21 protein-coding genes are annotated in these 23,637 nt (G+C 41.6%); 3 read left to right on the top strand and 18 right to left on the bottom strand.

The genetic code is table 11. The features are described 5' to 3' along the window. Nucleotides 1-3 precede the first annotated feature (3 nt). Genes tssG through tagH form a run of 15 tightly spaced genes read right to left on the bottom strand, consistent with a single transcriptional unit; the run spans nt 4 to nt 18,104 of the window. Nucleotides 4-969, bottom strand: a complete 966-nt coding sequence (tssG, locus tag MTR11_RS13020) for a type VI secretion system baseplate subunit TssG (RefSeq protein WP_046875360.1) — start codon at nt 967-969, stop codon at nt 4-6. Next, entirely contained in the window at nt 966-2,789 is a 1,824-nt protein-coding gene (gene tssF, locus MTR11_RS13015; RefSeq protein ID WP_243327805.1) for a type VI secretion system baseplate subunit TssF, read from the bottom strand. Before tssF ends, tssG begins: the two co-directional genes overlap by 4 nt. After that, entirely contained in the window at nt 2,786-3,250 is a 465-nt protein-coding gene (gene tssE / locus MTR11_RS13010; RefSeq protein ID WP_012842186.1) for a type VI secretion system baseplate subunit TssE, read from the bottom strand. Before tssE ends, tssF begins: the two co-directional genes overlap by 4 nt. Before the next feature lie 7 nt (nt 3,251-3,257). Further along, entirely contained in the window at nt 3,258-4,052 is a 795-nt protein-coding gene (locus MTR11_RS13005; protein ID WP_104973744.1) for a type VI secretion system accessory protein TagJ, read from the bottom strand. A gap of 10 nt (nt 4,053-4,062) precedes the next feature. After that, entirely contained in the window at nt 4,063-5,574 is a 1,512-nt protein-coding gene (tssC, locus tag MTR11_RS13000; protein WP_243327804.1) for a type VI secretion system contractile sheath large subunit, read from the bottom strand. A 52-nt stretch (nt 5,575-5,626) separates the two neighbouring features. Then, nucleotides 5,627-7,120: a type VI secretion system contractile sheath large subunit gene (gene tssC / locus MTR11_RS12995; RefSeq protein WP_005396386.1), complete on the bottom strand. Its 1,494-nt coding sequence runs from the start codon at nt 7,118-7,120 to the stop codon at nt 5,627-5,629. Continuing rightward, complete coding sequence (gene tssB, locus MTR11_RS12990) at nt 7,120-7,650, bottom strand: type VI secretion system contractile sheath small subunit (RefSeq protein WP_005396385.1); 531 nt, start codon at nt 7,648-7,650, stop codon at nt 7,120-7,122. The genes tssC (MTR11_RS12995) and tssB overlap by 1 nt, the downstream gene beginning before the upstream one ends. 15 nt (nt 7,651-7,665) lie before the next feature. Continuing rightward, nucleotides 7,666-8,784: a type VI secretion system protein TssA gene (gene tssA / locus MTR11_RS12985; protein WP_243327803.1), complete on the bottom strand. Its 1,119-nt coding sequence runs from the start codon at nt 8,782-8,784 to the stop codon at nt 7,666-7,668. Beyond that, the gene (locus MTR11_RS12980; RefSeq protein ID WP_005398381.1) at nt 8,777-9,571 is read right to left on the bottom strand and encodes a PP2C family protein-serine/threonine phosphatase; all 795 of its coding nucleotides are present in this window, start codon (nt 9,569-9,571) and stop codon (nt 8,777-8,779) included. The genes tssA and MTR11_RS12980 overlap by 8 nt, the downstream gene beginning before the upstream one ends. A 9-nt stretch (nt 9,572-9,580) precedes the next feature. After that, nucleotides 9,581-10,276: a type VI secretion system-associated protein TagF gene (gene tagF / locus MTR11_RS12975; RefSeq protein WP_048625112.1), complete on the bottom strand. Its 696-nt coding sequence runs from the start codon at nt 10,274-10,276 to the stop codon at nt 9,581-9,583. Beyond that, nucleotides 10,258-13,776: a type VI secretion system membrane subunit TssM gene (tssM, locus tag MTR11_RS12970; RefSeq protein ID WP_243327802.1), complete on the bottom strand. Its 3,519-nt coding sequence runs from the start codon at nt 13,774-13,776 to the stop codon at nt 10,258-10,260. Before tssM ends, tagF begins: the two co-directional genes overlap by 19 nt. 16 nt (nt 13,777-13,792) lie before the next feature. Continuing rightward, entirely contained in the window at nt 13,793-15,085 is a 1,293-nt protein-coding gene (tssL, locus tag MTR11_RS12965) for a type VI secretion system protein TssL, long form (RefSeq protein ID WP_243327801.1), read from the bottom strand. A gap of 11 nt (nt 15,086-15,096) precedes the next feature. Then, entirely contained in the window at nt 15,097-16,422 is a 1,326-nt protein-coding gene (tssK, locus tag MTR11_RS12960) for a type VI secretion system baseplate subunit TssK (RefSeq protein ID WP_081441242.1), read from the bottom strand. 21 nt (nt 16,423-16,443) lie between these two features. Further along, nucleotides 16,444-16,899 carry a type VI secretion system lipoprotein TssJ gene (gene tssJ / locus MTR11_RS12955; protein ID WP_243327800.1) on the bottom strand — a complete coding sequence of 152 codons (456 nt, stop codon included), beginning with the start codon at nt 16,897-16,899 and terminating at the stop codon, nt 16,444-16,446. 11 nt (nt 16,900-16,910) lie between these two features. Next, entirely contained in the window at nt 16,911-18,104 is a 1,194-nt protein-coding gene (tagH, locus tag MTR11_RS12950; RefSeq protein ID WP_012842177.1) for a type VI secretion system-associated FHA domain protein TagH, read from the bottom strand. A 312-nt stretch (nt 18,105-18,416) separates the two neighbouring features. On the opposite strand from tagH, the gene MTR11_RS12945 reads away from it, so the two are divergent. From MTR11_RS12945 to MTR11_RS12935, 3 genes are all read left to right on the top strand, one after another. Continuing rightward, nucleotides 18,417-20,567: a serine/threonine-protein kinase gene (locus MTR11_RS12945; protein WP_046875351.1), complete on the top strand. Its 2,151-nt coding sequence runs from the start codon at nt 18,417-18,419 to the stop codon at nt 20,565-20,567. Between the two features lie 429 nt (nt 20,568-20,996). Then, entirely contained in the window at nt 20,997-21,332 is a 336-nt protein-coding gene (locus MTR11_RS12940) for an Hpt domain-containing protein (RefSeq protein WP_046875350.1), read from the top strand. Between the two features lie 34 nt (nt 21,333-21,366). Continuing rightward, the gene (locus MTR11_RS12935; RefSeq protein WP_054868056.1) at nt 21,367-21,558 is read left to right on the top strand and encodes a hypothetical protein; all 192 of its coding nucleotides are present in this window, start codon (nt 21,367-21,369) and stop codon (nt 21,556-21,558) included. A 32-nt stretch (nt 21,559-21,590) separates the two neighbouring features. Here MTR11_RS12935 and MTR11_RS12930 read toward each other — a convergent pair whose 3' ends face one another. From MTR11_RS12930 to MTR11_RS12920, 3 genes are read right to left on the bottom strand one after another with little or no spacing between them, the layout of a single operon-like run. Beyond that, nucleotides 21,591-22,088 (bottom strand): ATP-binding protein, encoded by a 498-nt coding sequence (locus MTR11_RS12930; RefSeq protein ID WP_053808346.1) that lies wholly within the window; start codon nt 22,086-22,088, stop codon nt 21,591-21,593. Nucleotides 22,089-22,111: 23 nt separating this feature from the next. Beyond that, nucleotides 22,112-23,305, bottom strand: a complete 1,194-nt coding sequence (locus MTR11_RS12925) for a PP2C family protein-serine/threonine phosphatase (protein WP_243327799.1) — start codon at nt 23,303-23,305, stop codon at nt 22,112-22,114. 29 nt (nt 23,306-23,334) lie between these two features. Beyond that, nucleotides 23,335-23,595, bottom strand: coding sequence for a hypothetical protein (locus tag MTR11_RS12920; protein WP_243327798.1), 261 nt, complete (start codon nt 23,593-23,595; stop codon nt 23,335-23,337). Nucleotides 23,596-23,637: the final 42 nt, after the last annotated feature.

The raw sequence follows: 23,637 nt of genomic DNA, 5'->3' as shown, positions 1-23,637 counted from the left end.
CCTTTAAATAGTAATTGTTATGGTTCGATCTTTTGTGCGTTTATGTTTTTTAAGTACAGAACCAACACCTAACTGACCATGTTTTTTTGATAAACAAACTTGAGGTAATAAACTATGTTTGGTGGTGAGCTGCCATTTCACTTGCTTATGCTTACCAATAAATTCATAAGCCGCACGTTTAATAATTTCTACATTTGGATGGTTAGGCAGTAATTTACTAACCAGATCTTTGTGCTTTGGCAGAAACTCGATCGTTGTTCCTGCGTTTATATTCCAAGCTTTCGAGCCTAAGGATGCTCCGGAACCAAGTTGAGCAAACTGCCCTTCTGGCATAGTTCGAGATGAAAGACGTGTTTGCTCTTCTTTTGCAAGATGTAGCCACTGCCCTTGAAACTCATGAATCTTTACTTGGCATCCAGATAAACATTCAAGAACACTTTTTAGTCCAGCTTTACTTCTCGTCGGTGAAGCAAAAACACCACCATAGTGCAGGGACAAAGAACTACCCTGCCCAGTTAATGCCGATTTACAATCTTCTAAAGGTGAACGTAATCCCTGTGCATGAGCACGAGACTGAACGGTCAATTGACTTAGTTGCCAGCATCGATAGTAAAGAGACAGTAAACGATGGTTAAAAATATCGTAGAAGTCCACCATTGCTGTATCGCCTTCTTTTTGACGATGCAAAGCTAACTCGCTGTAGTGCTGAGGAAGCACCCCCTGCTCACCCGTTAGGCCTATCAGATTAGTTTCTAGTGCTAGCTTGTGGCTATCAATATGTTTCAGATCGCAAAGCTGCGCATTTTCAAAACCTAACGATGGGTTGACCTTTAGGTTTAGTTTTTCATGCTTAGGCAGAGCATCTGTCCCTATTTGTGCCTCGGCTTGCAAGATCTCGTGTTCGATAAGGTGAATTGCTTCAAACAACGGATGTTGCTTTAGATCTCGATAAAATTGCTCCGCGATCATAGCAACACCTTATCGCCAGTTAATGCAGGCCATAAGTGGAAGGGTTTTCCCGTTGACTTAAGTCTTATTTCTAGCTGCGTAAAAATGTTAATTTCAGCATATTGTGCAAAGTAAACGGATAAAACACTACCTAGGAGGAAGATTTGCTCTTTAGGTAAAATTTGATCAGAAACCGTCAAAATGATTTTTATACCGTGCGCAAAACCAACTTTACCTTTCTGACTTACTCTGCCTGTAGTCGGCTCGAACTCTAACTTCGCTAAAGCATCAATTACCGCTTTCGTTTCTGCGGTCCCAGAAAATGCATAGAGATTCAGAGTTTGCTTCAAAGTTGTTAATCCATCTTCTTCGGTAAAGTGGTTTAAAGTTAGAAGCTTAGTTAACTGCCATCGTGTACTTTCATCCATTTCTGGCCGGAGGGTTTCTGATATAGAAACTAAACAACGAACTGACTCGAAGTTGTCATTTACTTTCGGCAAAGAGACTTTTGGAAGACCGCCTCCAAATGGAAGCTTCTGCGCTAAATTACGATTGCAGCACTCCGCTTCAACGTACATTAGCCAGTTTTCTCGGCTCTCTGGACTGAACAATTGATGCCTTTTATCAACAAAAGAAATGTAAGTTTCCCTGCCCGGTTCATCGTATCCACCAGCCCAATTTTTATCCTCACGTCTCATCAACCAATAAATTTCACTGGCGTTCATATAATGCGTGTGCTCACCAGCGTGATAACATGGCAGGTTGTGATACGTTTTGTTCCAGTTTCTCAATGTTACGTCAGAAATAGAGACAACCTCGTTACTCTCGGCTTCCTGGTATTGCGGTGATAAGTGGTAATCGTACTCGGTTGGTAGAATACGCTTGGGCTCCATAACACTTTTAAATAAGTTGACGACTGGCACACAACCAACCATCAAGCTCTCTTCATCCACTTGCTTAGGAAGCCAATCATCATTGGTATCAAAGTAAAAATACAGTTCAGCTTGCTCTCCAAGAGCTAGCTCTGATAATCCAAGTTCAGTGATATCAAAGAACATGAACTTCTCAGGAAAGTGCAGATACTCAACAAGTAATCTTGCTCCCGAAAAGCTTCTCTTACTGTATGGAACAACCTTCTCATCTTCTGAAAATCCCACTTCAATAAGATGCCTTTTCGTTAAAGAACGAACTTCTTTGCCACCCGCAACGACAGATAAACCAATTAGATTTTGAAATAGCATTTGGTAAAGTTTAAACGTCAACTGAGATTGCCCGTTTAAATAAAAGCGCAACCGTTCTAATCCCATGTCACTCAGAGATGTCTCTTCATCTTGGGCGGTGAGCTGGATTTTCAAAACTGAATGAGCATGGCTTTCCCATTGGGAGCCCACCGATTTAAGCGGTGCGTTTTTGAAAGCGCCAGAGGTCACATCAACAGGGTACATTCTGACCGGATAACAGGTTCTAAACTCGCATTCGTGGTATCCAGGAGCACCGATAACGACTCGCTCACCTTCTTCTACGTCAAAAAAAGAGGAAGTGGAGCTAGAGCAGTTCATCTTAATGACGGACATTGATGGAATTGGTGCGTGAAAATCCGGATATAACTGCCCCATCAAAGATTCAGTGAACTGAGGATAACTATTGTCTAAACTTTGTCTAATCCTTGCCGTTAGAAATGCACAGCCTTCTAGCAATCTTTCTACATGTGGATCGTCAACCTGCTCCTCACTGATACGGAGTCTCGCAGCGATCTTAGGATACTGCTCCCCAAACTCTTGTCCTTTGTGACGTAAATAAGCTAACTCGCGATTATAGTATTTGAGAAACTCTTCACTCATTTCGCTCTACTCAGTTTCATACCTAAATTTACCGGCTCTACTTCAGAATTGAATCGCACTTCATGAATGCTGTTATCGATTAAGCAAGTGGCGCTAATTTGTAACCTCAACACCCTATCAATAGCGTTTTTCTCGTCCGAAATCTGGACATAAGGATTCCTTAACCTAGGCTCGAACTCTTTAATTGCATCATGAACAATGTCACAAAGCTGATTCTGCCCCTCTTGGCTGCTATAAGGCATCGAGGAAAAATCTGGCAGACCATAATTCAATATTGAATAGCGAACCTCTAAAAGGTCATCAGGAATGTTTTTCCATCCGATACGACTATTTAACATAGACTCCAGATCTCTAAGCAAGCTGTTCAACATCTGTTGTTGGCTCGTAGGGAAGTCTTTTTCATCTCTAGTTGAAGGATCACTATCCATCAATTTGTCGAGCAGAGAAACGGTTAAAGACATGTTATTGTTACGCTATTTGTTTCGACTCTAACAATGTAATCAAGTCACAGATTGGGAGGGCTGAATCACCAACTAGCCAACATTTTTGGCCTAAACCCACGAAGGATTCTTGCTCACCAAGCTGTTTCCAATCTGTTTCTCGACCTAGCTTTTGTGCGTCAGTTTCTGAGTCAACATAGGTCAATGGCATATGGCCTTCTCCTTCGCCAAGTCCGTCAATATCAAACTCTACAGGTCGCCAAATACTTTCTAATAAAGAGGTAGGTGCTTTTATTTCTAGCGCTTGAATGCTAGAAATTGGAACAAGAAAATAGTTACCCGCGGTGGAAAACAGTTCAATGTAACCACCTAAACGATCATCAATATCCCTAGCATCTTCATAGTTTGTACCGTTTATGTTAAAGCCTTTAATAGTACGATGCTCTTCAATGCTATGCGCTAGGTGTGACGCTTCTGCATAGTCTTGATTTTTGAGAGCGAGGTTAAAGCGAACAAGCTCTTTAGTGAATTCCTCGTCACCTAATACCTTGGCACTAGCCGCACCGTCGATAAAATCTTTTCTAGCCTGGGCCGCTTTCACTAAATGTCGCAACTGACTTGCACCAGGTAGATACTCAGGAAACAATTTGATCGATTGCATAAGTTGCTCATCCGCACGCTCGAAGTCTCCATCAATGCAAAGCAGCTCAATGAACGAGCTTCTCAAGCTTGCATCTTTAGGCGCCGCTTTAATTTCATCGATTAATAGCTCTAGAGCTTGTTGCAATTGGCCTTGGGACAAAGCATTTTTCCATTGGGTCATTGTTATTTCCTTACACCAAGTGCTCTGGTGATAATTCAGTAATTAATTTAATGCTAGATACCATTTGATCGAGCTGGAAGTGCGGTCGCAAATGGATAACAGAGTAATAGTGTCCTGGAGTTTCTCTTTTCTCTCGAACCGTAATTTTCGCTTCATTTAAGGGGTACTTCGCCCTAAGTTCATCAGATGCTTCATCCGACGCGGTAGTGTACTGATGCAACCATCGTTGAAAGTCTCGCTCAAGGCTTTCTGCATCTTGATATCCACCAATCTTGTCACGCCCCATAACCTTGAGATAATGTGCGACTCGCGACACACACAACGTGTATTGCAACATCGACGTGAGCTTTGCATTCGTTGAAATGTGTTTTTCTGCATATTGCTTAGGCTTGTAGAGAGATACATTCGAGGTCATCCCTACCATATCGGTTTCAGGTACAGGAGAAATAGAAATGAAACCGCATTCAGACAACTCTTGTTCTTTTCTCTCAGAGATCTTTAAGTTTAAAGGACATCTTTCACGGTCATTCTTGCCATTAACACGCATTTTGTTCCTAGTAGGAGCAACGATAATACCCTGACTATAATCCCCTTGCTTAATGCCTCGCATGTGCGTAAACCACCCATGCTCCTGAAACGCTCTAATTGATACGGCCGCAAAACAATACGCGCTACTCCCCCATAGCAAATCGCGATTAGAGTCGTAGACATGCTCTTGAAAGTCGAACTGATCGTTGCGTGAACCATCACTTTTATATGGCTGACGGAATAAAACATTCGGCGCAGTCAGGCCAATAAATTTGGTATCATCGTTGTCTCTCAAACTGCGCCATTTTGCGTAATCTGCCTGTTCAAATTGGGCCGCAATATCTCTTATCGCAGAAAGCTGTGAAAAACTGTCAACACCAAACATCTCCGGCGATGCTGACATAATGAACGGGCTGAATGCTGCCGCTGCAGACTGAGAGATCTTGCTGAGCACAGACAGATCTCTATCAAAATAATTTTTACTCGCATCACAACGAAGTTGATAATCGCCAACTACCACGCCAAAGGGTTCTCCCCCGGCCATGCCATATTCATTTTGATAGAGCAGCTTAAATAGTGCTGATTGGTCAAACTCGATGGCTTTTAGTGCATCTTTACTGACTTCATTCCATGTTGCCGCCAACACCTTGACTTTGACGGAGTCTGATGAGCGAGTGTCGACCTGTTCGCATAAATACCTCACGCCGATCCAACCTCTTTCGAGTTGTTGAAACTCAGGATGATGTATTATTTCGTTTAATTGAGATTCTAATAGCTCATCAATTCGGTTTATCGTGTTCATCACACTATGACGAAAACTGTCCAAATCTCTTGAACGCGTACCTTCTAGCCAAATTCGAGCTGACTCTAAAAGAGCAGAAGATTCATTGAATCGAGTCAACCACGGGCTATCAAGCTCAGCATAGCCTCCTGTGCTGAATTCATGCTTTAGCTTGCTGGGATCGCGAAAGTTAAGTGACACTGCTATTTCCATCTAGAACATAACGATTTGGTATGGCTGGCCCTACGACCAGCCAATTCATTTCTTATCCACCCGACTGAGGGATCTTTGCAACAAGTCGCAAAGATGTCGTCAATTCTTCCATTTGCAGCCAAGGCTTAAGCCATGCTACAGCATTGTAAGAACCTGGTGCGCCAGGGATTTCCTTAACCTGGACACGAGCATCTGCTAGAGGGTATTTCGCTCGGATCTCTTGACCACCACCCTCTGAAGCATTTACATAGCCTAGAATCCAGCGGTTCAACCAAGACTCAACGTCTTCTGCTTCCATAAAGCTACCGATTTTATCTCGAGCCATTACCTTCAAATAATGCGCGAAACGAGATGTCGCCATCATGTAAGGTAGACGTGCTGAAATCGCCGCATTAGCCGTTGCTTCTGGAGATTCGTGGTTCGCCGGTTTTTGACAGGTTTGCGCACCAAAGAACACCGCATAGTTGGTGTTTTTGTAGTGACAAAGCGGTAAGAAACCAAGTTTACCCAGCTCTGCCTCACGTCGGTCGGTAATACCAATCTCTGTTGGACACTTCATATCAGGATCGCCATCATCACTCATGAAGAAATGTGTTGGCAAATTATCCACTCGACCACCACCTTCTGCACCACGGATAGCTGTACAGAATCCATATTTTGAGAAGGCGTCTGTTAACTTAACACCAAGAACATACGAAGAGTTCATCCAACAGTAGTCATTATGCTCAGCATTGACAGCAATACCTGACACTGGATCTACTTCGAACTCTTCAAATCCAAATTCCTCAACTGGAGCAGTGGCTTGTCCGTATGGCAAACGAGCCAGAACTTTCGGCATAGTCAGACTAACAAAACGTGAATCAGCACTCTCACGGAACGAACGCCATTGAGCGTATTCTAGCGACTCAAAGACCTTGTCTAGATCGCGTGGTTTTGACAGTTCAGTCCACTCATCAAAGCCAAATAGTGCTGGTGAGGCCGCGGACAAGAATGGGGAGAAGCCTGAAGCGGCTACATTTGACATTAGGCGCAGCGACTCAATATCCTCTGGGTGGTTGGTAAACTCATAGTCACCAATTAATGCACCATAAGGTTCACCACCTGCACTGCCAAACTCAGACTCGTAAACTTTCTTAAAGATCTGGCTTTGGTCAAATTCAACCGCTTTACTCAAGTCTTTATGTAACTCTTTCTTAGTCATACTCATCATGCGAATTTTCAGAGTAGAGCTCGTCTCTGAGTTCATCACTAGATAATTTAAACCACGCCAAGAACCTTCAAGTTTCTGTAATTCAGGATGATGCATTACTTCAGACAACTGATCAGAAATCTGTTTATCAAGTAAATTAATCGCTTCACGAAAAGTTACCGTTAGGTTTTTGTTCCAAGTAACCGTCCCTTTCATCGCTTCTTCAGTGAGCGTTTTAATTAGCTCTTCAGCACGAGAGGCTTCTGTCTGCTTAGTTGCACCAATAGCTTGATCTAAAAATGAAGTTGTTTGTTCATTAACAGTTGGATCTAACTGCTTTTCAGCTTCAGTCGTCATTATTCCGCTCCTTCAGTACTGTCTGACTTCGCTTTCTTGCCAAGATCTAACTCGCCCGCAAGTTTTGCCAGATTGTCTGTGTTGTTCAAAACATCCTCTAAGATGTTTTCAAGCTCTTCAGAACGGTCAACTTTTGTCATCAAATCACGCAGTTTATTACGCGTTTCCATCAGTTGGCGCAGCGGATCAACTTGATTTACGATCGCAGCGGGCTCAAAGTCTTGCATTGATTTAAAGTTCAAATCCACCTCAAACTGTGAATCGTCGTTCGCAAGCTTGTTCGCAACTTTGAACTTAACCGATGGGTTCATCTTTTTGAGCACATCATCGAAGTTGTCTCGATCGATCTGAATAAAACGGCGGTCTTTCAAAGGCTTCAACGCTTCAGTGTTTTGACCAGCGAAGTCACCCATTACACCTACAACAAAAGGTAGCTCTTTCTTAAGAGTTGTACCTTCAGTTTCAACATCATAGGTAATGTGGACACGAGGCTTCCGTACTCGTGACAGTTTCGAGTGGATACTCGTCATACCATTCTCCCTTTATTAATTTTCATTTTGTTCTGCTATGCCAACCAAACGGAAGTAGCTTTTCTTTGCATCTCCGTCGGAGATAAGTTCCGCCAGTAACTCCGGCAGAGGCATTCCACACCAACGAATGATCTGTTCGATGGAGTAAGAAACTGGTGAGTGAGGCTCACTCTCTCTGAAGAAATCAGCCACTTGCTGCAATTGTCTAATCGCCTGCTCTCGTGATTTCATGTTTGTCGCTAATAGTGCATCAGAACTTTGTGAACTCACTTGTTGTTCCGAAGAAGAAGATTCATCCACCTCCTCCAGTTCTTCAAACACAGCTTGTGGTTGATTAAAACGCTCTCCAAGGAGATGCTTTAATGCCGAGTGTATTGATTCAAGCCTTTTTGATATATAAGAGCTAGGAGTAACATCACCTACCGCTTCATCTAATCGCTGACTGAATTCATTAAATGACTCTGTGGCGAACTCCAGATCAGCGATTAGCTCACGATAAAAGGCATCAGAGGTAGATTTAACTGTAGTTGTAATATCAGATAGCTCTGTAGCGCCAAGATCGACTCGATTTCGGCGCTTATCTTCATCTAAACGCTCCAACTCAATAGCTTGCTGATATTCCCAGTAGGCATACGCTTGCTCAACGCCTACGTCAGTAAGCGGGATACAAGCAATAGGGAAAATAAGTGTTCCTTCGCTATCGATACCATTGAGGCCAGTAATCGCCGATATTCTTGTTTCAATGCCATCCTCATCAGGCATTGGATAGAGAGCATCCCAAAACTTCTCGATGTACTCGGTTGCGAGTTTGTACCCAACGCCCATACCACGAAAACCATGCAATCGAGTTAGGGCTTCTATAAGCCAAGCAACAAATTCCAAATCTTTAGACTGATTCGTAAGTATCTCTGGTACTTCCTCAATAAATACACGCCATAAGTTACTGTGGGTATAAATGCTTTCTTCTTCTATAAGCGCATTGCGCTCTGCATTTCGCGCAGCCATACGCTGATCTTTTAATCGGTAATAAGCGGACTGTGGCGAGACATCTTCTCTAGGATCAACACCTGTGGGATTCTCTTGAGATATAGGAGCCAACGCTTGTTCATACCAATCGAACATCTCACTATTCATAAGACCTCCCTCTAAGAAAAACGGGGATCGTCGCGTCTTCTCTCGTTACTGCTTCAAATTCTGTCTGCGCTTGGCGAACTTTGACTAACGCACAAGTAACGTTATCACTTGCACCTCTCACTAACGCCGAATGCATGAGCGCTAATCCTGCTTGATTTACTGAGTCCGCATACAATGTCCGGTGAATTTCATCACTCGTTAATTCTTTAGAAAGCCCATCACTACACAGAAGAAATTGATCTCCGTCAGCCAACTGCCCCGAAACTTGATCAATAGTGATACTCTCATCTACCCCAACAGCTCTGGTAATAACATTTGCGAGAGGATGTGACTCAGCATCTTCAAATGCCAATAACCCTTGATCGACTAAATCCATAACTTGACTATGATCGCGTGTTTTTTGAGAAAAATGACCATTTCTAAGCTGGTAAATTCGGCTATCACCGACCCAAAGACAGTGGTAATACCCGTCCTGGATAAACAACAAAACGAGAGTTGTTCCCATCGTTTTACCGTCTAAGTGATTTTGTGCGTATTGATAAATTTCTAAATTCGCGGCTTGAACCACACTCCGGATATCATCGATATTGGTATTTGGGACATCCTGCATATGGCGCGCGATTCTATCCACTAGCATCTGGCTTGCTATGTCGCCAGCACTATGCCCACCCATTCCATCGGCTACAACCCAAATATGCTGCTCTGTCATATCTAAAAGAGCATCCTCGTTATAAGGGCGTACTTTTCCTGCGTGCGATTTAGCAAAGGTAAAATAGTTCCAATTCATTCTTCTATCCTACCAATTCCACTTTTTCCAACCGCCATCAAGCATGGCAGAAAATTGACCAATAGAAGGGAAACCGCTGGTCATAAACATACATGGTTCAACTAGAGTAGAGCCTTCAGTCCACCAAAAGCATGGCTTACTCAATTTTTCTTTAATGAGGTAATTCAAAAGTGCGCTTTGATCTGCTCCACCTTGATCATGAAAAATCGTAGATATTTGGCTTTGATAAAGAAACTTAAGAGGCCGCACTTCACTTTTTACATTCGCCACTAAATCGTTTTTTTCTTGCATGCTCTTATGCCAAACATCAAATACAAAGTCGTCCTCAAGTACTGCTAGGGCAAGAGATGCACTGTCCTCGGTCCAAGCTTTGTCCTCCCAATATTGCGCAGCTTCACCTTTTACGGCACGAGCTATAGTAAAGAAAAAGTATCTACCGCATGCATCTACACTAGGAATCATGCTACCAATGTATGTCGAGTCTTCTAAGTAACTAACATCCAGAGCAAAGTGCCACACAGGCGCGGTTAAAAAGTGCTCATTCCAACTTTCACCCAATTGTTCTCTGCTGACTGCAATAACAGCCTGCAGCCAGTCATGCCAGCGCTCTGAAAAGTCTTGTGATAAGCCATCTTTCACAAAGTCGCCTTTTGCAGGCATTTTACCGATATAACCCCAGGCTGATGTTACAAGGTTCGTGGACATCTGAACCTCTCCATTTCATTTGACCAAAACGGATTAATAGCACTAGACGGAATAAGCTCTAGTTGCACCTTATTTCCCTTTAAATCAATCATAACTATGTTGTCTTTACGTGATTCTGGTCTTGCTTTAAGTGATTGATCTAGCAGTTTGAATATGCCCCACTCACCTTCATAAGTATGGGCAATCTCACGTTTAGATTCAGGTGGTGTGAACACTATTCGAGTCTGGTCTTGACCCGCAGGCCAGGTCAAGGATTTAGCTCGTGCTGGTCCATGCTTATAAACCAAATCTTGCTTACCTAACTCTAGAACAAACCGAGTAATGTGCTGATCCAGATACACTGGTTTCATACCGAACTCTACGCGCAATGAATTATCAGATTCAAAGAAAGACTGCCTGATACGCTTCGCTCTTTGAAAGACCATCAGCGTTTCTGGACGAACTCCAATTTCCTTTTCTAATCGCCAACGACTGTTCGACGTATCGACAAACGGTTCAAGATACTCTTGGAAGAATGAGTCAAGCGTACCTCCATAACCAAAGAAACGTTTGAAGTCCTTCAGCCTTACTTCTCTGCTCGCATTTGGCTCGAATGGGTATCTGCCCGCAATCGTCCGCTGATAAGGGCGCACCACTTGCGTAACCCAAAGCTGATTTAGATGATCTTTCGACCCTCTCTCCGCAAACTTAACTGACTCTTGAGAAAGTTCACCTAGCCATTGATTAAATGGCCTAGGCAAAAGTTCTTTAGCGCGAGCAAAGGAAGCAGCCACATCTTGTGTAACGGTCCCATCTAAAATACTTTTGTAAGCAATTTTCTGATTATTACCTGAGCTTGATAAATCGCTTAAGTACGAGCGCAAGTTAACCATAGCTTGTTGAATATCATCAAAGTCTTGTTCGCCGAGACGTAAGATCTCCGAAAAATGAGATTCGACTTCTTTACCTGGCAGTGCAACATTGAAACCATTTTCTTCAGGCAAGTACATGTCTAGTCTATCTGCCGTATTCGAAAATTTAACTTTGGCAACCTTACCAGCAACTTCAGAAGCGGCCTTCTGATTTTCTGACAATGATACTTTCGACAAACCAACTTCTTTTTGGATTGCCCTCAACAACGATTCGATTGGTCTTTCAACTCCAGATAGAACTCTAGCTTGTTCTGTTGCAAGCTCTAGGCTCGGAGCCTGCTTAAGTTGAATATCTTCGATCAGAGTTTTCCATTCATTCACATAATCTTGATAGTATCGAGATTGGACTCCTTGAATAGCGCTATCTTGATCAATTTCATGAGCCTTAAGATCGTCACCATAAACCCAGTTCTCTTCCATTAGGCTTTTTACTGTACGGTTGATCTGAATCTGAAAAATGCTATGAAAGCCATTGTACGTATAAAAGCCCGAAATGCCTTGTGATAACGGCTTTCCACTCGCTCGTTCAAACTGCTCAAGCCCTTTAGGCCCCAAGACATCAGTCAAACGAAATGAAGGAACATGACTCTTCGAAAATTGTATCTTCATTCGCTGATAAGCACGTTCTGGTAGAGACATTTGTGTCAAAACCTCGCGAGCATTAGTCACGGCAGCAGTATTATAAGAAAAGCCTTGTCCATTATTCTCTAATAAATTTTGAGTGTGCTGTAACAGACCTTTTCTTAAGTCTATATTTAGTTCACCCGGATATTGACGTTCAAAATAGAAGTTAAACCAAGCCAACACTTCATCTTGTTGGTATTTGTCTGGATTAAACAACATCAAATAAGTTTTCAACGTTTCATACAAATACTCTCGATGCTGTTGATTACTTTCCATTTCCGTCACCAAGCTATCAAGAAGCAAGGGAGCGTAATATTGGGTCAACGCATCAGAATATGCATTGTTTGCCGCCTGTGAGACTTTATCTCCTTGATAGAGACCAAACCTTTTTACGGAATCAGCATCGCCGTAGTTGCTTTGCTTTCCTAGAGGAAGCGTCATCAATCGGTCTAATGTCTCTACGGCTGAGATAATATCCGCCTCAAAATCTAGGCTCTCAGCACCAATCATTGCTTCAATATGGCCGGCTTGCTCATTGGTATCGACAATCAACTGAGAATTCCACTTGTAGCTCATAAGCCAAAGTGCAGACGCACCTAGCAGTAGAGAAGCACAGCCAATGTAAACACCTCGGCGCATCCATCCTGACTGCTTTTGATAGTGACGATTAACCGTTCCTAACAGTTGTTCCTTGAAAATAACCTTATCAAACAAGTTCTTCACGAAATAACTATGAGACCCTGTTGGGCTCTTTGCTAGAGCGAGGCGATTTAGTCCTAGTCCATTGGTCGATTCATTCATTAACTTATCGACTGGTAAGCCTTCTTGGACCGAGCTCAACATAAACACACCACGAATCAAGGCTGGCTCTTCAAAACTATTTTGTGCAAATATTTCCGCTAAAAATTCATCAAGGTTAGCTTGCAATACCCTTAGCTGTTTAGGAAACTCAAAAATAAGTGCTCGCTTCTCTAAATCATCTTCAGTTTCAAGGATTCTCAGCATTCGCGCATCAAGGCGCTCCAACATGCCATGAAATTCTTTATTGAATAAAGAAATAACCCCTCTTTCATCAGCCACTTCACGCGGAAACATGAAACCGAACAATTCCTCACGCTCTTCCTTACTTAGATCAGAGAAGAACTCATTGAAACCCGCAACTAAATCCATTTTGGTCAGTAGTACGTAAATAGGAAATTGCATCCCTAACTGATTCTTCAGTTCTTGAAGGCGCGACTTGATAGCTCGAGCATGAAGGCTTCGCTCGGTTCTTGTCTGCGACATCACACTGGCTAAACTGATCGTGACAATTGCACCATTAATTGGCCTTTGCGTTCTATATTTTTTCAACAATCCTAAGAAGCCGTGCCATGCTTTAGAGTCGACTTTTTCTTGACTGTCTTGTGTCGTGTATCGACCGGCCGTATCAATCAGAACGGCTTTATTTGCAAACCACCAATCACAATGACGAGTTCCACCGACACCAGCAATAGAGTCAGAACCAAGGCTATCCGCTAACGGAAACTCCAGCCCTGACTGCTTTAACACTGTTGTTTTCCCTGTCCCTGGAGGGCCGATCAACACATACCAAGGCAAGTCATATAAGCTTCGCTTTCCTTTATGTGTTTTCGTTACTACTTTGACAGCTTGCTCAATACGCTCGCGCATTAAGTCAATTTCACTCGCCGCTTCTTTATCTGACTGACTATCAACCTCAAGTAACGTTTGAATACTTTCGTCTTCTTTAACTTTTTGCTTGTGCTGCTTAGTCACGTTGAATAAAGCCCACACAAACACCAGCACCAAAATCGTGACGAGTCGTTGGAAGTCGCTCTTTAGTGGCTCATATCCCGCTATCGTGATAAGTGGACCAACAACCCAAATAAAAATTGAACAAGCAGCGACACCGATAAGACCGAGAAACCACCTTTGAGTAAATATTCTGCCAATTTCTTTAATACGCATCTCTATCTACCTGTTATTAATTCGCGACAAGGAGGTCGATTGCAATTCGACGGTTAATAGCTCGGTTTTCGTCACTATTGTTTTCAACCAATGGTCTTGCATCACCCAGCCCTTCTGGTATGACTCGACCTTCTAGTGCGCTATTCGAGATAAGTTGTTCAGACATAGCAGTAGCTCGAGCTAATGATAGATGCCAGTTCGAAGGATATTTACTCGTGAAAATTGGCCTATCATCGGTATGACCTGTCACAATGATCTTGCCTTGGGTCGACTCCAACGTTCTAGCGAGTTTAGAAATTACGGGTTGGATATACGCAACAACATCAGCACTACCTGATTCAAATAGATCTTGCGACTTTAACGAAATTCTTACCCTGTCTTGCAACGGCTCGACGTTAATTAGCCCCTTCCCGATCTCAGTTGCCAGATACATAGAGATCCTTTCTGCAATTGGCGCTGATTTTGATTCTGACGTTGTATCTTGATTAAGCTGTTGCGGTTGAACCAAATTGACTAATTGAGAAAAGGTGCGGTTGGAAGCCTTGTTTAGCTCATAGCTAAAATACATAAATATACAAACCAATAATGCAGCCGTTACAGAGCACACAACCCAGAGAGGAGCTCTGTCGGAAGCCTTAGAGCCATTCAAAATGTGTTGTTCGATACTATTGCTTAGCTCTTGAGGTATCCCTCTTCCGTAAGACTTAAGAATAGCGATAATCTGCCTTCTCAGTTTTCGGTGAGACTCCAGTCCGTTTTTTTCCAAACGATATTGGCCGAGAAACCCAAGCGATAGGCACACGTACATCAATTCAAGCAAATCTAAATTTGTATCTGGTTGCGCCATGCACTTATCAAGGTACTTAAAGAACGCTTCCCCACCCTGGCTGCTGGCATAGAAAGAACTAAGCAATGAGTCATGGCTCCAAAATGAATGCCCCCCCCAATTAGTATTGAGCACCGCTTCATCTAACGAGCAACACAAACAGTAACGAGCCGTATCAATAGTGTCCAAATCAACGTCGTGGTGGCGTAGTCGGTTCTCATAATCTCTAAGTTTTTGTGCCAACGTCTCTTTTAGAAACAACGGGTCAGAATGAGTCGCTGTCGCTCGAATTTGACCAATAATGGATAAAAGACCATTCGCTTCTGCCAATAAAGGGTTGTTCCCATAAGCGACCACTGAATCGTTATTCACCAATTCAGGACTTTTTGAGATAACTACCGTATTATCTGCTGACTTTTCTGATTGTGGTTTCGGTGCGGGCGCTCTTCCACCCGGTGTTGGTTTTACGATCGTTTGTTCCATACTGAGCACACCTATTGACTAATACTCCACAGCTCAAGGTCAGCATTCGGAAAATGCCCCGATAAATGCAGCGCAATACCACCACTGTCTTTCAGCCTCATCCAAAACGGGCCTTTCTTGACTACTTCGAAGTAGACATAACCCGTTTGGTAAGGGATCTGCCTCGGTACTACACTCAATGGCGCTACGTTTATGCCATTAATCTGATTGTTGATCAGATCACGAATCTGCTCCGCTGGTCCAAACTTGAGCTGCGCCGGGACTAAACGTCTGATTTCATCTGTTGTCGTATCAGCTTTGACCGCAAGCACAAACTGGCATGATTCAAGTAAACGCTTATCTGGAAGTGGCGTCACTTGAATTCCATATTGTCGTGGCTCCAAAGGAAGTTTGCTTGCTGTTTGATCAAGGACAACGCTCAGATATTGACTCAGAACTTGATTCAATTCGCTATAAACACTTGATACATCTAAGTGATCGTATGTAAGTAAGCTTGGCATCCTCTTAGTTTTGTCAGAAAACGTAGCTAATTCACCAATATAACCTTTCAGGGTCGTAGCTAATTCCAATGGATGTAGCCTGTCTAGGTCACTAAAGTGCTTTAACATCGCCTCATACCTGTTCAACATTTGTAGCATGATGAAATCAACAGCAGATGCAGATGCGGCTTTGCCCTTAATCAATCGCTGCGCAATAACGTCGGCACGCATCTTTGTCATCGCAATAACGTTACGCAAGTAAGCCGACATAACTTTGTCGCTAAGTAAGTTGATAAGCGGTGGAACATACGAATCGTCTAGTATTACTTCGCCTTCTGCCGTTACCTCTTTTATTTTCAAAATCGGTAACTCAACATAACCCGCTAATTTGTCATTGCTGGCTTTCAGTTCCAGGTTTAGGGCTGCGACTTGAATCGTTTCTTCATCCTGCCCAGTGAGATTATCTATAACGTCAACGTCTTTAAGTACATAACGAGAAACGATCGCCTCACTTACATCAGAAACATTTTTACCTTTGACATTTGAAAGGGGAAGAGTGATTTTTACTAACGTATTTTCTACGTCTTTATCAATAAATAAAGGCACAACCGAATCGCTGGCTGTTAAGGTATTAACCAGAGTCATATCTGGCAAAACTGCCTCAAAGTGATCTAATTCAATCAGACCATCTTTTAATGCATGTTCTTTTACTCGACATTTCCAAACCCCCCAATTATAAGCCCCACCAAACTGATGTAAGCCTTTGAATTCTTGAGAGGTTGCGCGTTCATGTTGTTGAAAGTGCTGGGGACGTAAAAACATCCCTTCGCACCAAGCCGTCTTGGAGTATTGCGTCATTTATAATTAGCCAACTAAACGTTATTTTACGACCAAAGACAGATCTTCTAACAGAATTTGATAGGTGTTGTAACCGGTCTTATCCACTTCAATGACTTGTCGCCAATTTGAATTTTCAATATCTCGAAACGCTGCGACAATGCCTAAGTATTCAGTCTTTGGAGACATACTTGCCTGATATGTTTCTTTCTGACCTGGAGTTAATGATATTTCATATTTATTCACTAAATCAGGGCCTAAGACTTTTTCACTTTCTTCATAAATTGAAAAAAAATCCTGACTTTCAAAAAGGGTATTTGATGTTAATTCAAAAACATACACGACTACAGGGGATGGCCTACCATTGGAGTCAGGGTTAATATTGTGATTTGCTGTTATTTCTAAATCTGAATATGGGTCAACAACTAAATTGGCTGCTGAGCATCCAAATAAAACCATTGAAATTAATACCAAAATGTACTGATAAACTCTTTTCATCACCCTATTTCCTAGCTTTTATTTTTTAATGCTAACTCATAGTGTTTAGCGAAATCTTCTAAATAAAATGGAGATTCTTTATTGATAATGTCATCGGATAGCTTTTCATGAATATCCTCAAACCGCTTCCAACTTTGAGCATATTTTCTTGCTGGAATAACCTTATTAATAACCGTGTCTTTAGCTAAAGCTTCTGAGTATATCGACGTAGGCTCAACAAGCGACATAACACTTGAAACCGTACCCTCAACACCTTTCATTAACGCTTGTTCATGATTTTCTATATCACTAAACGCTTCTTTAATGGCTGCACTTGGTTTTAGGAAACTTGCAGTTTGACGGTTATATAAGTTATGAATTGCATCTTCTAAATTCGCAGAGAACTTCAGAGGATTATTTTCTGACTTCCGAAACGCAGTATGACTAAGTCGATTTGTTTGTTTAAATACCGCTCGATTGTGCAGCGTTTCCATTAAACCAACTAACATCAAAGAAAATGATTCCCCCAGTTGTTCAAACCATTGCTCTCTGTTATCGCTGGGAATCATCGTTGGATCAATACCCGCTCCTTTAATGAACGCCGCAAGCTCGCTCCCTTTACTATCAAATTTGGGAGTTGATTGACGTTCTAGCTGTCGTGGGGTTTCCGGTACAGGTGTAGGATCTACACTCTGTTTTTCTGGTTTGGGGATATCAATAAAATCATCGACTAAGCCAATATCTAGTTGAAAGTCCGAAGGAACACTCTCATTCAAAAGCTCACTGGCACTAAGGCCGAGGTCTACAAACTCTGCTTCAGATGAACTCGAGAATGCTTCAGGTTCTGAACTGGAACGAAAGTTACTTTCCTGATTATTGAATGCCTCAGTGCTAGTTTGAATACTTACTGAAATTTGGTAATCCCCTAAACTAACCGTATCGTCGTCACTTAGTGCAATCTCATTTCCTTGGCCCACAGGTGTCACAGCGTTATTAACAAACGTGCCATTAGTTGATAAGTCTTTTATCAAGTATTTATCACCAAACTTGATGAGCTCTCCGTGAGTTCCGGATACTACTCTTTCAGGGTCTGGCAGTGTCCAATCACATTGTTCAGACCGACCAAATGTAACTTTGGCATGCTCATCACTTGATTCAAACACAAACTCACTCTCAATCTCTGGAGTAAATTTGTGAAAACTTGTTATGGTTAAAACCAACTTCATGTAAACCTCGCCAAAGACCTGCTAAATATTATTTTTAATTTTATTATTAGTCACTTTCTTATTAACAGTAAGATTAATAAAAACCTTAAATCTGCCATTGAAAATCATGCACGGAATAATGAATCATTTTTTTATCAAAGCAATCACGTATTGTTCAACAATTTTAATTATCCAACCAAGTTCAAATTTTTGACACTTAGACTTTCATCAATAAAAAAACGAATGTTAGTTTGGCCGAGAAATTCTAACATAATGACTTTTCATTGAGCAGAAAGGTATATATTCCCCCATCATTTATACGGAGTTCTTGTGATGGAAGACAGCAATAAAAACAATTCTATAAATAATAAAGATAGCGGAGACAAAACTAAAATTGTAAAGACTCAAAAACGAGACAATGCAATTCAATCAAATAAAGTTGCTAGCAATGAAGGCTCCGTTCAAAATAAAAATGAAACAAATACAAAACTGTCTCAAAAAGAAAACACTCCGTTAGTTAATAAGAAAATAAACAATAAAAATAACACATCAAATAATGACAAAGATGTTATTAATGAAAATTTAATAGGCACAACTGTCAAAAATCGATATGAAATCGAGTCGGTTCTTGGCCATGGCGGACTTTGTGATGTTTATTTGGCAAAAGATAAGATATTAGAATCTTCAGGTTCAGAAGCCCCTTACGTAGCATTAAAAATTTTACAAAAAGAGTTTGCATCTCAGCCAGAGACTGCACGCATGTTGATACGTGAAGCTCAGCAAACACAAAGATTAAGTCACCCTAATATTATTAGGGTTTTTGATTTTGGTGTCGATGGCGAAATATATTTCTTAGTGATGGAATATATTAATGGGGAAACATTAGAGAATTTAATACAACGATCTAGGCCGCATGGGCTGAAGTTTAATGCAACTTTATCGATTCTAAATCAGGTACTTGACGCCCTGTCTTACGCCCATTCACTTGGTGTCGTGCATGCCGATTTAAAGCCTGCTAACGTCATTTTAACGTCTGAAGGTAATGTTAAATTACTCGACTTTGGTGTATCTAAAACTCATCAATTAAAGCAAGATCAATACGCAGCTAAACGTAAATCCGAAAATGTGGAGACTCTTGGTTATACTCCAAACTACGCATCGCTCAACTTGTTGTCGGGTAAAGAGCCAAACTTAAGCGACGATATGTTTGCGCTATTTTGTATAGCTTACGAGTTATTGAGTTGCAAGCATCCTTATTCAAGAACTCCTGTTAATGAAGCTCTCAAAAAGAAAGTGAAGGTCTCGAAACCTGCTAATATGCCAGCATCTAAGTGGCCTATCTTTGCACGCGTGTTTTCAACTGGCATCATCCCTAAAGACCTTACCCCAGAGCAGTTAAAACAAAAGTTGAACATGCGATATTGGCCTATCGTTGGCGGTGTAGCTGCAAGCGTACTATTGGTTACCGGAATCGTATTTGGCTATCAACAACAACAAGAAACCATCTCTGATTTAGAAATAGCTATTAACAAGCAAAATGATCAGATTAATGGGCAGGAATGGTTGCTTGATACACCGCCAGAAAAAAGCTTGTCACTGATTAATAGTGAGAAAAACTTACACCCGGTGATTAAAGCTGGCTTACTACGACAGCACAAGAGCTACCTTCTAAGTGAGTTTGAATCTGAGATTGATCAGGTTCTGAATTCTGATGCTAACAACTATCCAAATTATGATGAAATCGAGTCTGTACTAAACAAAGCAAAAGCCTACTACCCTGACTCACATAAAATTGAAGTTCTGGCGTTAGATATTCAATCAAGCAAGCACTCCACATTGCTTTCGATAGCCAGACAAATCAATAGCCAACTGGAAAAGTCTCGATACAGTAAAGAAGAAGACAGTAAGTCCATCTATGAACTGAAAGATGAGTTAAATCAAATTCATCAGGATTACCCATTTACACCAAGCTCATTATCTAGCGATGTTTTTGGTAAACACCTAACTGAAGCACTCAAAAATAAAGATGCTGCAGCACTTGTTGCGCTAATTAAGGTTGGGAATACTTTCTTCTCGAACGTTGAAGAGCATCAAAACAACTTAAAAATAAGCAACGCGATGAAAGATGCAGTCCTCGAGATGAAACTGTATGAGACCGCGCTAGACTCTAACGATCCTCTACCATTTCCAGACGAGGCTGCTCGAATTTTGTTCCAAGAGGAATTTGAAAACTTCTATTACCGCCTAGAAAAGGCAAGAACAACAACTCACCTCGATAACTTAGTGAAAGATGTTGATCAGTTTTCGAAGAACTTTCCTATCGGTTTTCAAGATATTAACGATTTGAGATTCAAAACTGCAGATAAATACCTGCGCTTCTCCGACATACTGCTCAATAAGAGAAGGACCACAAGCGCAAGGCGCGCAATGAAGAAAGCGAACGAGTTAATGAGGCAGGTAGAACAGGACTCCAAGCAAAGTTAATTGTACAAAAGGGGCTCAAGGCCCCTTTTTTGCGTCAAGCTACTTGCTATTATGCAACTAGGTTGCTAGCTTGTATTTGTACTCGATTAGGAGAGTTAACCTTGACTGAAGGAATAGTCAAAGTTGGCGAGCGCTTGGCTTACTTATTTGATGATTGCTTTAAACTAGGTAGACAAGATTGTTCCCAACCCAGCATTTTATTTGGAGCCCACTATCACGTAACTTGTGTTGCCACGACACGAGTGCAAAATGCTTTGCACAAAAGATTAGATCATAGACACTTGTATATAAGGCAAAGTGTACCGAACAATAACTTTGTTTTTATGAGTCTAGCTCAAGTGATAAGCACACTGTTCAGCGCTCAACTCCCCCAACTTCAACCTTCCTATCCGATACATTTTTCTACCTCGCGGTTAGTCAGAGGTAAACATGATTAATTTTGATGTTCTCAATAAATACATGGAGAACGACGTAGATCTTATCGTCACCGTTTTTTCCACATACTTAGAAGACCACGCCAATGACATACAGCGTATCAATGAGTTGTACGCAAACAAATGTTGGCCGGAACTCTACTTATTGGCTCACAGTCTAAAGGGCATTCTAGAGAGCTTTGGTGAAGAAACCGCTGTCATTGTTTTCACCAAAATAGAAGCAGAAACAAGAAACGATAACAAGCCAGATAGCTCAGATATAGCTATAGTTACTAAAGAGCTAGCTGCCATTAATCAACAAATTTTTGCTTACTTGAAGAATATGCAATAAAACAAATTAAGGCTTAACTGGGGGAAATATGGCAATGAACAATAGCAATTTCAAGGAGCTGATTGAGTCTCTCAAAGACTTAACGCCAACTCAAAAGAGGTACTTGCTTAGTCGTACAAAGATGGCGTTAGATGATGAGAGCAATATGCTAAACATCAGTGATATACTGACACCAGAAGAGTTGGAAGCATTATTGTCGCCTTCACCAACCACAAATACAAAATAACAATAATATACAACGTAACCGTCAGATTAACGCTAGGGACCAGGTGGGGTGAATAGATCTTGCTTGGTTGTGAGTTTTTCTCCGTTCTTCTTCACTAAAACAAACGTGTTTTTTCCAATCTCTTTTTCTAACTTGAACTGGTCAGATAATTGAGCGACTAACATCAGTCCACGACCTGAAGCAGACCAACTATCATCATCCATTAAGTTAGGAGCCTCAATCTGTTTATTTTTATGTTGGTTGAATGTCATTTCATTGATTGACGCTCCGTAGTCAGAAACCCTAAGTTCAATGAAATCTGACATTTGGTCACATCTAATCCTACACTCCACGTCTATCGGCTTGCCTTCAATTTCACTGTAAGAATGGATGTAAGCATTGTTCATAAGCTCAACAACACAAAGCTCCAACGACTGAGCCGTACTTAACGATACTTGATTATCCATTAAAAACTTAGCAACCTCTTTGCTCGCACTTCGAGAGCGAGTAAGGGATCCGCCGTAAGTTCGTTTAAACTCGCTCTGGAACATTCTTTTCCTTTATCCCTAGGCTATCAGTCACGCCACCTTACTTGTAAAAGACTCGCATCATCATCAAACTCATCTTTGTTCTGCCACGATTGTACTTGTTCAAAGACACATCTAGCCTGCACTTCTGCTTCTAATTGCGAAGTACAAACAGCTTTTATACTTGATGCCAACCTTTGTACTGAATACATCGCCTCGCCTCGCCTCGCTTCTATCAAACCATCCGAATAAAGCCATACTACATCCCCCTCACTCAGAATAATTTGATTACCAACGTACTCCATCGGCTGCAAAGCGCCAATCATAAAGTTGTCTTCACCCGCCAGCTCTGTAGTTTCGGTGCTCGCTCGCCAAACAAGGAACTTAGGATGACCAGCAGTACAATAGCGAAGTTGTCCTGATTCTGTATTAAGAATGGCATAAACCATGGTGAAATATAGCTGACTGTTCCTAGTTTGCTGATACCGTCGGTTTAGCCGATCAATAACGGCTGCTGGTTCACTGATACAGTAGTCGCCATCTCTTAGCTCCATGGTTATCGAATCAGGTCCCAGATTTTGAGATAACGTCTGTTGGATAGAAAAAGCCATCAAAGCAGACGAAACACCATGACCTGAAACATCGAATACATAAAATGCGACATGTTGTTCATCAAGCTCAAAATACCCCAACATGTCACCACCAATCTGGGAGCACGGTTTGTAGGCGTAACTAAATTGCATGTTCTGGATAGACGACTCCGCTGGGAGTAGTTGCTCCATCAGGTGACTAGCAGACTGTAAATCTTGATGGATCATTCGATAGGCTGCATCTAACTCTTTATTTCTATCAACGAGTTTGTTGTGCAGCTGCAGAGTGCGAAAACCTGCTCGAATTCTCGCTTGAAGTTCTTCGACAGACGTTTTCTTATCCACAAAGTCATCTGCGCCAGCATCGATGCCTTTCACGATCGAGCTTTGGTCATTTCTAGAGGACAATAAAACAAAGAAAATGTAACGTTCGCTAACTTGCGATTTTAATTGCCGACACAGCTCAATACCATTAATGCCAGGCATCATTAAGTCACTAAGTACAAACTGAATATCTTTGCGATAAGTCAGCACTTCAAGTGCGGATTGTCCGTCTTCAACAGCAATAACTTCATAGCCCTGCTTTTCTAATGCACTACTGATATAAAGTAGTACTGTTTTACTGTCATCGACCAAAAGAATGGATTTCATTCGCCTCCTTAAGACGGTAGTCGGGCACGCTAACGCAGAACACTAGTCACTGATTGCTCATTTCTAAAACGACTATAATCTTCAGCTAATAACTGGTGTTGATATCGAGTGTAAGACAGCGCCTCATTGGAGATTAATATCTGATGCTCTTTCTCTATTAACTGACTTTGCAGTTTTTCAATCTGCTCATTCTGCTGTGTGTTATTGAGGTACAGCGCGACGAGACCAAAGACCGAAACCATTAAAAGAGCAATAAGAACATTATTGATAGTTTTAACTAGAATACGCATGACCTCTCCTTGTCTATTAATAGACTTCCCACTATGAAAAGA

It is taken from the genome of Vibrio sp. CCB-PB317 (assembly GCF_022808245.1).
GTDB classification, from domain to species: domain Bacteria; phylum Pseudomonadota; class Gammaproteobacteria; order Enterobacterales; family Vibrionaceae; genus Vibrio; species Vibrio diabolicus.
This window is presented reverse-complemented; position numbering and strand designations above follow the sequence as displayed.

Bases quoted from the DNA above. Each gene is read 5' to 3' on its own strand.
- tssG (WP_046875360.1), bottom strand. From the start codon at position 969: ATGATCGCGGAGCAATTTTATCGAGATCTAAAGCAACATCCGTTGTTT.
- tssF (WP_243327805.1), bottom strand. From the start codon at position 2,789: ATGAGTGAAGAGTTTCTCAAATACTATAATCGCGAGTTAGCTTATTTA.
- tssE (WP_012842186.1), bottom strand. From the start codon at position 3,250: ATGTCTTTAACCGTTTCTCTGCTCGACAAATTGATGGATAGTGATCCT.
- MTR11_RS13005 (WP_104973744.1), bottom strand. From the start codon at position 4,052: ATGACCCAATGGAAAAATGCTTTGTCCCAAGGCCAATTGCAACAAGCT.
- tssC (WP_243327804.1), bottom strand. From the start codon at position 5,574: ATGGAAATAGCAGTGTCACTTAACTTTCGCGATCCCAGCAAGCTAAAG.
- tssC (WP_005396386.1), bottom strand. From the start codon at position 7,120: ATGACGACTGAAGCTGAAAAGCAGTTAGATCCAACTGTTAATGAACAA.
- tssB (WP_005396385.1), bottom strand. From the start codon at position 7,650: ATGACGAGTATCCACTCGAAACTGTCACGAGTACGGAAGCCTCGTGTC.
- tssA (WP_243327803.1), bottom strand. From the start codon at position 8,784: ATGAATAGTGAGATGTTCGATTGGTATGAACAAGCGTTGGCTCCTATA.
- MTR11_RS12980 (WP_005398381.1), bottom strand. From the start codon at position 9,571: ATGAATTGGAACTATTTTACCTTTGCTAAATCGCACGCAGGAAAAGTA.
- tagF (WP_048625112.1), bottom strand. From the start codon at position 10,276: ATGTCCACGAACCTTGTAACATCAGCCTGGGGTTATATCGGTAAAATG.
- tssM (WP_243327802.1), bottom strand. From the start codon at position 13,776: ATGCGTATTAAAGAAATTGGCAGAATATTTACTCAAAGGTGGTTTCTC.
- tssL (WP_243327801.1), bottom strand. From the start codon at position 15,085: ATGGAACAAACGATCGTAAAACCAACACCGGGTGGAAGAGCGCCCGCA.
- tssK (WP_081441242.1), bottom strand. From the start codon at position 16,422: ATGACGCAATACTCCAAGACGGCTTGGTGCGAAGGGATGTTTTTACGT.
- tssJ (WP_243327800.1), bottom strand. From the start codon at position 16,899: ATGAAAAGAGTTTATCAGTACATTTTGGTATTAATTTCAATGGTTTTA.
- tagH (WP_012842177.1), bottom strand. From the start codon at position 18,104: ATGAAGTTGGTTTTAACCATAACAAGTTTTCACAAATTTACTCCAGAG.
- MTR11_RS12945 (WP_046875351.1), top strand. From the start codon at position 18,417: ATGGAAGACAGCAATAAAAACAATTCTATAAATAATAAAGATAGCGGA.
- MTR11_RS12940 (WP_046875350.1), top strand. From the start codon at position 20,997: ATGATTAATTTTGATGTTCTCAATAAATACATGGAGAACGACGTAGAT.
- MTR11_RS12935 (WP_054868056.1), top strand. From the start codon at position 21,367: ATGAACAATAGCAATTTCAAGGAGCTGATTGAGTCTCTCAAAGACTTA.
- MTR11_RS12930 (WP_053808346.1), bottom strand. From the start codon at position 22,088: ATGTTCCAGAGCGAGTTTAAACGAACTTACGGCGGATCCCTTACTCGC.
- MTR11_RS12925 (WP_243327799.1), bottom strand. From the start codon at position 23,305: ATGAAATCCATTCTTTTGGTCGATGACAGTAAAACAGTACTACTTTAT.
- MTR11_RS12920 (WP_243327798.1), bottom strand. From the start codon at position 23,595: ATGCGTATTCTAGTTAAAACTATCAATAATGTTCTTATTGCTCTTTTA.